This window comes from Frankia sp. CgKIO3 (assembly GCF_977946435.1).
The window spans coordinates 1-3,305 of the sequence record NZ_CDWTMO010000267.1; the positions used below are offsets into that span (position 1 = coordinate 1).

Annotated in this window: 1 pseudogene; it reads left to right on the forward strand. The window is 72.4% G+C overall.

What is annotated here, in order from left to right:
• Nucleotides 1-346 precede the first annotated feature (346 nt).
• Nucleotides 347-3,305 (forward strand): annotated as a pseudogene (locus AC08OJ_RS19330) (type I polyketide synthase); the annotation flags it as partial.

The window sequence follows — 3,305 nt, forward strand, 5'->3', positions numbered from 1 at the left end:
AGATCAAATGATCAACTTATTTAATGACTATACCCATGGCGTTCGTGCTTATTCACACGTGACCGACGACACGCACCCCCGGCCGGCATGGTCGTACCCTGAGAAGATGGGGACGTCGCACTCTCGACGGAAAGCGGACGGCTCCGCGACCCGACTCCTCGCCGGTTGCCTGAGCCCTACCCTTCCGCGTCCAGAGGAGATATTCCAAGTCGTTCTCGGCTCCAGCTTTCCGGGATTTTGTCCCACTCCGTACCGAGCGCTAACGGCTGGCCCTGACTTTGATCCGTGGCGGCCTTCTTCGTTGTCCATCGACCCGTCGCCATTGAATAGGACGCTGGGAGTTTGCATGCGCGATACGCGCGAAATCCAGGCACGATCACCACGCGGCACCGGTGGTGGGGCGAGCGAGGCGTGGCGTCTCCGGCTGGCCGGCCGATCGGAGGCGGCCCAGTGCGAGCTCCTGCTGGACCTGATAGCCGGCCGGGTCGCCGTGCTGACCGAGCGCAGCGGCGACGCGGCCATCCTCGGCCGGGAATCCTCCTGGCGTGGTCTCGGGGTGTACCGCGGCATCGCCGAGCGGCTGCGGGACGAACTGTCCGCGGCGACGGGTCTGCGCCTGCCCGCCACGCTGTTGTTCGACCGGCCCTCCCCCGAGGCCCTCGCCGGCCATCTGCGCCGTGAGTTGCTGGGTATCGACGAGCCCGCCGCGATCACCGCCGTTCCCGCGGCCGTTCCCGCGGCCGTCGCCGTTCCCGCCACCGGCGAGGTCGGCTCGGAGCCGTTCCGGGGCCATGATCCCGTCGTCATCATCGGCATGGCCTGCCGGCTGCCCGGCGGCACCGACTCACCAGAAGCCCTGTGGGACCTGGTACGAGAGGGCCGGGTGCCGTCGGCGGCCTGCCCGACGACCGGGGCTGGGACCTCGACGCGCTCTACGATCCTGATCCCGATCAGCCTGGCACCGCCTACACCCGCCATGGCGGGTTCCTGCCCGGCATCGCGCTGTTCGACCCGGGATTCTTCGGTATCGGTCCGCGCGAGGCGCAGGCCGTGGACCCGCAGCAGCGGCTGATGCTGGAGATCTCCTGGGAGGTTCTGGAGCACGCGGGCCTCGACCCACGGTCGCTGCGGGGCAGCCGGACCGGCATCTTCACCGGGGTGTCGCTGCAGGACTATGGCCCCGCCTGGCATGCGGCGCCCGCCGAAGCCCAGGGACAGCTGCTCACCGGCAACGCCTCCGGCGTGATCGCCGGCCGCGTCTCCTACACGCTCGGCCTGGAAGGGCCCGCGTTGACCATCGATACCCAGTGTTCCTCGTCTCTGGTGGCGGTGCATCTGGCCGGCCAGGCGCTGCGGGCCGGCGAATGCGACCTCGCCCTGGCCGGTGGGGTGACCGTGATGTCGACCCCAGGGATCCTGGTGGAGTTCAGCCGCAAGCGGGGCCTGGCGCCGGACGGGCGGTGCAAGGCGTTCTCCGCCGACGCCGACGGCACCGGCTGGGCCGACGGCGCGGGCGTGCTGCTGCTGGAACGGCTCTCCGACGCCCGCCGTAACGGCCATCACGTCCTCGCGGTCCTGCGTGGCACCGCGATCAACCAGGACGGCGCCAGCAACGGGATGACCGCACCGAACGGCCTGTCCCAGCAGCGCCTGATCCGCCAGGCGCTGGCCAACGCGGGGCTGCGCGCCGCCGACGTCGACGCGGTGGAGGCGCACGGCACCGGCACGACGCTCGGTGACCCGATCGAGGCCCGGGCCGTCATCGCCACCTACGGCCAGGACCGTGCCGCGCGGCGGCCCGTCTACCTCGGATCCCTGAAGTCGAACATCGGCCACACCCAGGCCGCCGCCGGCGTCGCCGGGATCATCAAGATGGTGCAGGCGATGCGGCACGGCGTCCTGTCGCGGACCCTGCACGTGCGCGAGGCGTCCCCGCACGTGGACTGGTCGGCGGGCGACGTCGCCCTGCTCACCGGGAACGTCCCCTGGCAGCGCCAGGATGGCCGGCCGCGACGGGCGGCGGTGTCAGCGTTCGGGGTAAGCGGCACCAACGCTCATGCCGTGCTCGAGGAAGCACCGCCCGGGCCGGGAACGGACACCGTGGGTGCGGACCGCGCCGGGGAGAACCCGGCGAGCGCCCCGGTGCCTGTCGTCCTGTCCGGCCGCGGCGACGCGGCGCTACGTTCGGCGGCCGCCCGGCTCGGCACGCACCTGGAGCGCCATCCCGAGATCTCCCCCCTGGACGCGGGATACACCCTGGCGGGTCGCACCCACTTCGAGCACCGCGCCGTCGCCGTCGTCCGCGGATCGGCGGCGTGCAGCAGCGGCACGCACCTGGCCGGGACCGGGACCCTGGCTGCTCTGGCCGAGGCCCGCCCCACCGCCGGGCTGGTCCTGGGCACGGTCCGACCGGCGCTGAGCCGAAGCGGAACCGCCCGGGGCGCAACCGCCTTCCTGTTCACCGGGCAGGGCAGCCAACGCCCCGGGATGGGCCGCGAACTCCATGCGGCCTACCCGGCCTTCGCCGACGCCCTCGACGACGTCTGTGCCCACTTCGCGCCGCATCTCGAATACCCACTGCGCGACGTCATGTTCGCCCCCGCCGGTTCCCCGGGCGCGGCGGCGCTCGACCGCACCGAGTACACCCAGCCCGCGCTGTTCGCCTTCGAGACCGCGCTGTTCCGGCTCCTCGAATCCTGGGGTCTCGCCCCGGGGATCCTCGCCGGGCACTCCATCGGCGAGCTCACCGCCGCCCACGTCGCCGGAGTGTGGGCCCTCGACGACGCCTGCGCTCTCGTCGCGGCCCGCGGCCGGCTCATGCAGGCCTGCCGCGCCGGCGGAGCCATGACCGCCATCCGCGCCGGCGAGGCGAAGGTCGCCGAGTCCCTCGCCGGGCTCGCCGGGCGGGTCGAGATCGCCACCGTCAACGGCCCGAGCGCCACCGTCATCGCCGGCGACGCCGACCTCGTCGGGCGCGTCGCCGTCGGCTGGGCCGAACGCGGCCGCGCCATCAGGCGGCTGACGGTCAGCCACGCTTTTCACTCCCCGCACATGGACGACATGCTCGACCGGTTCCGAGCCGTCGCCGAAAAGATCATCTACTCCCCGCCGGCCATCCCCGTCGTCTCCACCCGGACCGGCGACCTCGGCCTCCAGGTCGGGCTCACCACCCCCGACCACTGGGTACGCCACGTCCGCGAACCCGTCCGCTTCCTCGACGCCGCCCGTCGCCTGCACCGCGAAGGCGCCGTCGCCTACCTCGAACTCGGCCCCGACGCCGTCCTGACCGCGCTCCTGCCGGCCTG